Raw genomic sequence first — 8255 nt, forward strand, 5'->3', positions numbered from 1 at the left:
AGGGATGCCATGACAATGACGACACGACGCGAGGTGATGGCGTTGCTCTCGGGCGCACTGGCCAGCACGACCATCGGCGGCCGCGTGTTCGCGCAAGCCGCGCCGAAGAAGGGCGGCACCTTGCGGATCTCGGCGCCGGCCAATCCGTCGAGCCTCGACCCCGCCACCGGCGGCGCCGGCTCCGACCACGCCTTCCTGTTCACGATGTACGACACGCTGGTCGAGTGGGAATTCGAGACGCTGAAGCCGAAGCCGGGACTTGCCGAGAGCTGGAAGTTCACCGATCCCAATACGCTGGTGCTCAACATCCGCTCGGGGGTCACCTTCCATGATGGTACGCCGCTCGATGCGGAAGCCGTGAAATTCAACCTCGATCGCAACCGCAGCGATGCGAAGTCGAACATCAAGGCCGATCTGCTGTCGGTCGACGCGGTCGAGGTCACCGGCCCGCAGCAGGTCACGCTGAAACTGAAGACGCCGGATACGGCCTTGCCGGGCATCCTGTCCGATCGCGCCGGCATGATGGTGTCGCCGACGGCATTAAAGGCGGCCGACGGCGGCGTCGTGACCCGCAAGCCGGTCGGCGCCGGCGCCTACGCCTTCGTGAGCTGGGCCGACGGCGAGAAGATCGTGGTCAAGCGCAACGAGAAATACTGGAAGCCGAACCGGCCCTATCCCGACGGCATCGAATTCTCGATCATTCCGGAGCTGACGACGGGCGCACGCTCGGTCTCGGCGGGCCAGAACGACCTGATCTATCAGCTGCCGCCGCGGCAGAAGGCGATCATCGAACGCGCGTCGAGCGTCAAGGTGGTGCACGGCCCGACGCTCTATGTGTTCCAGATCTTCCTGAACTGGGCGAAGCCGCCGTTCGACAACGTCAAGGTCCGCCAGGCGCTGAACTTTGCGATCGATCGCGAGGCCTTTGTCAAGGCCGCGCTCGCAGGCCTGGCCGAGCCGGCCTACATGAACCTGCCCAAGGCGCACTGGGCCTATGATGCCGAGGTCGCGAAACTCTATCCCTACGATCCCGACAAGGCACGCAAGCTGCTCGCCGAGGCCGGCTTCAAGGAAGGCACCCCGATCGAGATCGGTGGCTACACCGATCAGGATTCGGTGCAGCGCGAGGAGATCCTGATCGAGCAATTGCGCAAGGCCGGTATCAACGTGAAGTTCGTCAACGGCACGGTCGCGGAAGCCTCTGCCGCCTTCTTCGGTGCGGAGAAGAAGGGCGCCGGGTTGCTCTCGGCCTGGACCGGGCGGCCCGACCCGAGCCTGACCTATTCGCTGATGTTCACCAAGGACGCCTATTTCAATGCCGGCCGCGCGGGCGTGCCTCCGGAGCTCGAGGCCGCGATCAAGGACTCGCGGGCCTCTGAGGATATCGAGGTCAGGCGCAAGGCCTTCGCCGCGGTGCAGCGGCTGGTGATGGAGAACGCCTTCGTGGTGCCGCTGGCGTTCCAGTTCGAGCTGGTTGCCATGAACAAGAAGGTGCAAGGCTATCGGCCGAACCTGCTCGGCAAGCCGAAATACGACGACGTCTGGCTGGAGAGCTAGCATGATCCGGAAAAGTGCGAAGCGGTTTTCCAAAAATGATCATGCTCAGAAAAGGAGTTAGAGCACGATGATGTTCCATCACAATCTCATCGTGCTTTAACGATGGCGCGACGGTCACCAGTCAAGGTCATCGGCAGCCGCCTGTTGCAGGCGCTGCCCGTGATCGTGCTCGCGACCTTGATGGTGTTCGCGCTGCTCAAGCTGGTGCCCGGCGACATCGCCGTGACGTTGGCAGGCGACAACGCCACCGATGCGCGGATCACCGAGATCAGGCAGCTCTATGGTCTGGACCGGCCGTTCCTGGTGCAATATGGCGCCTGGCTCGGCCATGTCGTGCAGGGCGATCTCTCGCAATCGCTGCTGACCGGCGAGAAGGTCGCCGATTCGATCGGGCGCGCCTTCCCGAACACGCTGCTGATCGTCGTGATCGCGCTGGTGCTGGCGCTGGCGACCGGCATCCCGATGGGCGTGATCGCCGCGATCAAGCCGAACGGCTGGATCGACAAGCTGATCAGCATGATCGCCTCGCTCGGCGTCGCGGTGCCCGGCTTCTGGCTGGCGATGATCCTGGTCGCGGAATTCTCGCTGAAGCTGAACTGGCTGCCGGCGACCGGCGCGAAATCCTTCAGCGCCTCGCCGATCGATGCGATCAGGCACGCGCTGCTGCCGGGGATCGCGATCGCGGCCTACGGCATGGCGGAGGTGGCACGCCAGCTCCGCGGTGCGTTGCTGGAGGTGCTGTCGTCGCAATATGTCCGCACCCTGCATGCCAAGGGGCTATCGATGTCCCGCATCCTCTGGCAGCACGGGCTGAAGAATGTCGGCGTCAATCTGCTGACGATCATCAGCCTCCTGGTCAACCGCATGCTGGCTGCGACCGTGGTGATCGAAGCGGTGTTCGCGATCCCCGGGCTCGGCAGCCTGATCGTGCGCGGCGCGATCCAGCGCGATTTCCCGATCGTGCAGGGCGTCGTCTTCACCATGGTGGTGGTGGTGATCGCGGTGAACCTGATCGCCGATCTGCTATGCGCGGCGATCGATCCAAGGATCGAGCAATGACCGATACCGCGCTCGCGTCCTCGAAGGCGCCGGCCAGGCCGACCCGGCTGCGGCGTCTGCTGCGCTGGCTCGCCGGTGACCTCCGGGCCGCGCTGTCGATCCTGGTGCTGTCAGTGCTGGTCATCGTCGCGATCGGCGCGCCCTGGATCGCGCCCTACGCGCCGACTGCGCAGGACGTCAACAACATGCTGGCGCCGCCCGGGCCTGCGCATCTGCTCGGCACCGATGATCTCGGCCGCGATGTGTTCTCGCGCCTGATCTACGGCGCGCCGGCCACCGTCTATGCCAGCCTGCTCGCGGTCGGCGTCGCGGTCCTGATCGGGCTGCCGGTCGGCCTGATCGCCGGCTATTTCGGCGGCTGGATCGACGACATCGTCAGCCGCATCATCGACACCTTCCTGTCATTCCCGGCCATCGTGCTGGCGATCGCGGTGACCGGCGCGCTCGGCATCGGGCTCACCAACGGCATGATCGCGATCGGCATCACGATGTTTCCGGCGCTGGCCCGCATCGTCCGCGCCCGCACGTTGATCGTGCGGCAGGAGCTCTATGTCGATGCGTCCAGGGGCTTTGGCGCGCCGACCTGGCACATCCTGTGGCGCCACGTGCTGCCGAACACGTTGCAGCCGGTCATCGTGCAGGTGACCTTGCTGCTCGCCGCCGCGCTGTTGGCGGAAGCCAGCCTGTCGTTCCTCGGCCTCGGCATCCAGCCGCCGGATCCGAGCTGGGGCGCCATGCTGGCGCGTGCCTATCAATACATGGAGATTGCGCCCGAGCAGATGTATGCGCCGGGCCTTGCCATTCTCGTCGTCTCCCTGGCGTTCAATGCGCTGGGAGAATCCTTGCGTGTCGTCCTCGATCCCACGATGAAGGATCGTTAGAGCATGATCATGTCTCCTGGCCGCGCGTGCTCGTTCACCTCGCCCCGCTTGCGGGGAGAGGTCGAAATTTGCGCGCAGCGCGAATTTCGGGTGAGGGGGATTCTCCACAAGCGGGTTCGCGGAGAGTCCCCCTCACCCGAAGCCTACGCTTCGCTTCGGCTTCGACCTCTCCCCGCAAGCGGGGCGAGGTGAGCAACTCACGGAACCACCCATGTCCTTCAAGAAATTGCTGATTGCCAACCGCGGCGAGATCGCGATCCGCATTGCCCGCGCGGCGGCCGATAGCGGCCTTGCCACGGTCGCGATCTATCCCGCCGATGATGCGGCCTCGCTGCATGTCCGCTCCGCCGATGAGGCGCGGGAAATCCCCGGCCGCGGCGCGCGGGCCTATCTCGACATCGAAGCTGTCATCGCGGCGGCCAAGGCCGCCGGCTGCGACGCGCTGCATCCAGGCTACGGCTTCCTCAGCGAGAACACCGGGCTTGCGCGACGCTGTGCCGAGGAGAAGATCACTTTCGTCGGTCCATCCCCCGAAGCGCTCGACCTGTTCGGTGACAAGGCCAAGGCGAAGGCGCTGGCGAAGACATGCGGCGTGCCGATCATCGCTGGCACCTCGGGCGCGACGTCACTTGACGAGGCGAAGGCGTTCTTCACCTCGCTCGGCGCCAATGCTGCCGTGATGATCAAGGCGATCGCCGGCGGCGGTGGCCGCGGCATGCGCGTGGTCGAGGACCTGGCCAAGCTCGACGAAGCCTATACGCGCTGCCAGTCCGAGGCCAAGGCGGCGTTCGGCAGCGATGCGGTTTACGTCGAGCGGTTGATCCGCAAGGCGCGGCATATCGAGGTGCAGATCATCGGCGACCGCCATGGCGCGATCAGCCATCTCTGGGAGCGCGAATGCACCATCCAGCGCCGCAACCAGAAGCTCATCGAGGTGGCGCCGAGCCCGTCGCTGAGTGAGAGCCTGCGCGGGCGCATCATCGAAGCGGCCAGGCAGCTCGCGACCGCCGCGCACTACGACAATCTCGGCACCTTCGAATTCCTGGTCGACGATGATGCAAGCGAAGGCGAGGGCGCATTCGCCTTCATCGAGGCCAATCCGCGGCTCCAGGTCGAGCATACCGTGACCGAGGAAGTGCTCGGCGTCGACCTGGTGCGGTCGCAGCTCGCGGTCGCCGCCGGTGCCACGCTGGCCTCGCTCGGGCTTGCGCAAGCCTCAGTGCCACTGCCGCGCGGCTACGCCATGCAGCTCCGCGTCAACATGGAGGTGATGGACGAGAAGGGGCAGACCAAACCGACAGGAGGCACGCTCAGCGTGTTCGACCTGCCCTCCGGTCCCGGCGTCCGGGTCGATACGTTCGGCTATTCCGGCTATCGGACCAGCGCCGCGTTCGACTCGCTGCTGGCCAAGGTCATCGTGCATTCGCCGAGCCCGAAATGGACCGACGTGGTGCACAAGGCATCGCGCACCTTGCGCGAATTCCGCATCGGCGGCGTCGCCACCAACATCCCGTTCCTCAGCGCGATCCTCGCGCACCAGAGCTTTGCAAGGAACAAGATCAGCACCGGCTTCATCGACAGCCATGTCGCGGCGCTGGTCGGCACCGCGAAGGAGCTCGCCGCGCCGCTGGTCGAGGTGAGCGAGGCGGCTACGGCCAAGGCTGTCGTGATCGAAGCCGCGCCGAAAGGCTCGCTCCCGGTGCCCGCGCCGTTGCAGGGCACGATCGTGGCGATCGAGGTCGCGGAAGGTGATCTGGTGCGACCCGGCCAGCAGATTGCGGTGCTGGAATCGATGAAGATGGAGCATCTGGTCGCGGCACCACATGGCGGCCGGGTGACGAAGGTCGCGGGCGGCGTCGGCGTCACGTTGATGCATGGCGATCCGATCCTGTATCTCGAGCCGGCCGAGGTCGATGGCCATCACGCGGCGGAAGAGGCCGCGATCGATCTCGATCACATCCGTCCCGATCTCGCCGAGCTGATCGCGCGCAAGGCGATCACGCTGGACGAGAACCGCCCGGCCTCGGTGGAGCGCCGCCGCAAGACCAACCAGCGCACCGCGCGCGAGAATATCGCGCAACTGGTCGATGAAGGCTCGTTCGTCGAATACGGCTCGCTCGCGATCGCGGCGCAGCGCCGCCGCCGCAAGGTCGAGGACCTGATCAAGAACACCCCGGCCGATGGCCTGATATCGGGCGTCGCCACCGTCAACGCCAGGGATTTCGGCCCCGAAGGCGCGCGCTGCATGGTGATCTCCTACGACTACACCGTGCTGGCCGGCACCCAGGGCCACATGAACCACAAGAAGATCGACCGCATGCTCTCGCTGACCGAGCAGTGGCGGCTGCCGCTGGTGTTCTATGCCGAGGGTGGCGGCGGCCGTCCCGGCGACACCGACCGGCTCGGCATGACCGGCCTCGACGGCCCGTCCTTCGTGCAGTTCGCAAAACTCTCCGGGCTGGTGCCGGTGGTCGGCGTGGTCTCGGGCTATTGCTTTGCCGGCAATGCCGCAATGCTCGGCGTCTGCGACGTCATCATCGCCACCAAAAATGCTTCGATCGGCATGGGTGGCCCGGCGATGATCGAGGGCGGCGGGCTCGGCGTCTATCACCCGGCCGAGGTCGGCCCGGTCTCGTTCCAATCTCCAAATGGCGTGATCGACATCCTGGTCGAGGACGAGGAAGAGGCCACGGCGGTGGCGCAGAAATACCTGTCCTACTTCCAGGGCGCCGTCGCTGACTGGAAGGCGCCGGACCAGCGGCTGCTGCGCCGTGCGATTCCGGAGAACCGCCTGCGGGTCTATGACATCCGCAACGTCATCGACCTGCTCGCCGATGAAGGTTCGGTGCTGGAGATCCGAAGGGAATTCGGCGTCGGCATGATCACCGCCTTCATCCGCATCGAAGGCAAGCCGTTCGGCCTGATCGCCAACAATCCAAAACATCTCGGCGGCGCGATCGATGCGGCGGCCGGCGACAAGGCCGCGCGCTTCATGCAGCTGTGCGATGCGTTCGACATCCCGATCGTCTCGCTGTGCGACACGCCGGGCTTCATGGTCGGCCCCGAGGCCGAGAAGACCGCGATCGTCCGTCATGTGGCGCGGATGTTCGTCACCGGCGCCAGCATCACGGTGCCGTTGTTCGGAATCGTGCTGCGCAAGGGCTATGGCTTGGGGGCGCAATCGATGATCGGCGGCGGCTTCCACGCCTCGTTCTTCACGGTGGCGTGGCCGACCGGTGAGTTCGGCGGCATGGGCCTGGAGGGCTATGTCCGGCTCGGCTTCCGCAAGGAGATGGAGGCGATCGCGGATCCCGTCGAGCGCGAGAAGTATTTCCAGACCAAGGTCGCCGAGCTCTACGCCAACGGCAAGGCGGTCTCGATCGCCTCGGTGCTCGAGATCGACGAGGTGATCGACCCCGCCGACACCAGGCACTGGATCATGGCCGGCCTGCGCTCGGTGCCGAAGCCTGGGCCGCGCACGACGCGGAAGCGGCCGTGCATCGATGCGTGGTGATGCGTGGGATGGGTCGCGCAACTCGGTGTCGTCCCGGCGAAGGCCGGCACCCATAACCACCAATGCTGCTGTTGTGCGATGCCGGAACGACGAGTCCCGTTAGTGACATCTGCTGCGGCGTATGGGTCCCGGCCTTCGCCGGGACGACGGCGGTGAGTGGGGCAGGCGTCTCGCGTCACTGAGACAGTTCAGCCCAACCGCAACTCCGCATATCCCCCCGCCGCCACCGCGTCGCAGCGCGCGCGATAGGCCGGCGCGCTGCCGCTGTAGCGGGCGACGATACGGGTCTGCTTGCCCTCGACGTTGCGGTTGATGCCGGTCATCCAGGAATCCACCTCGTTCGACAGCAGCCCGACACCGAGCGCCTTGACGTGATCGGTCCAGGCCGACGTGCCTTCGGGCGTGGCGTCGAGGAAGGTCAGGCCCTTCTCCTTGGCAAAGCGAAGCAGGCCGGTGACCCAGTCCACGCTGTATTCGATGCTGCGCGGGATGTTGCCGAGCGCGGTGTGCGGACCCATCAGCATCATCATGTTGGGAAAGCCGTCGACCATCAGCCCGAGATAGGTTTCCGGGCCGTGCGTCCACTTCTCTTTCAGCCGCGCGCGGCCGGCGCCGCGGACATCGATCTTGTCGAAACTGCCGGTGATGGCATCGAAGCCGGTGGCGTAGATGATGATGTCGAAAGGGTAATCGCTGTCGCTGGTGCGGATGCCCTCCGGCGTGATCCGCTCGATCGGCGTTTCCTTGATGTCGACCAGCTCGACATTGTCGCGGTTGTAGACCTCGTAATAGAAGGTCTCGAGCGGCAGCCGCCGCGTGCCAAAACCGTGGTTGGTCGGGATCAACTTCTCGGCCACCGCCGGGTCCTTGACGCGCTGGCGGATCTTGCGTGCGACGAAATCGCTGATGGTCGCGTTCGCCGCGCGATCGATCAGGATGTCCTTGAAATTGCCCTGCCAGATGCCGAAACCCCGCTCGCCATAGAGCTTCTCGTAGAACGCCTCGCGCTCCGCCTCGCTCACCTCGAATGCGCCGCGTGGATCGGGCGTATGCACGAAGCAGGCGAAGGTCTCCTTGCAGCGCGCGAAGATCTCGTCATAGCCGGCCTTGATCTTGCCTTGCGTCTCGGCGTCGATCTTGCCGTTGTGCAGCGGCGCCGCCCAGTTGGCGGTGCGCTGGAACACGGTGAGGTGGCCGACCTCGCCGGCGATGGTCTGGATGGTCTGGATGCCGGTGGCGCCGGT

4 protein-coding genes and 1 pseudogene are annotated in these 8255 nt (G+C 65.6%); 4 read left to right on the top strand and 1 reads right to left on the bottom strand.

The features are described from left to right. Positions 1-9: 9 nt before the first annotated feature. The 4 genes from B2W55_RS19350 (at position 10) to B2W55_RS19365 (ending at position 7011) form a co-directional block, all read left to right on the top strand. Complete coding sequence (locus tag B2W55_RS19350) at positions 10-1557, top strand: ABC transporter substrate-binding protein (RefSeq protein WP_024580786.1); 1548 nt, start codon at positions 10-12, stop codon at positions 1555-1557. Between the two features lie 102 nt (positions 1558-1659). Then, entirely contained in the window at positions 1660-2616 is a 957-nt protein-coding gene (locus tag B2W55_RS19355) for an ABC transporter permease (protein ID WP_024580787.1), read from the top strand. After that, a complete protein-coding gene (locus B2W55_RS19360) occupies positions 2613-3497 on the top strand; it encodes an ABC transporter permease (RefSeq protein ID WP_024580788.1) in 885 nt (294 codons plus the stop codon). The genes B2W55_RS19355 and B2W55_RS19360 overlap by 4 nt, the downstream gene beginning before the upstream one ends. A 211-nt stretch (positions 3498-3708) precedes the next feature. Then, a complete protein-coding gene (locus B2W55_RS19365) occupies positions 3709-7011 on the top strand; it encodes a carboxyl transferase domain-containing protein (RefSeq protein WP_024580789.1) in 3303 nt (1100 codons plus the stop codon). A 188-nt stretch (positions 7012-7199) separates the two neighbouring features. On the opposite strand, the pseudogene B2W55_RS19370 reads toward B2W55_RS19365, so the two are convergent. Continuing rightward, positions 7200-8255: pseudogene (locus B2W55_RS19370) on the bottom strand (cyclohexanone monooxygenase); the annotation flags it as partial.

Source organism: Bradyrhizobium sp. UBA2491 (assembly GCF_002341725.1).
Classification (GTDB): Bacteria; Pseudomonadota; Alphaproteobacteria; order Rhizobiales; family Xanthobacteraceae; genus Bradyrhizobium.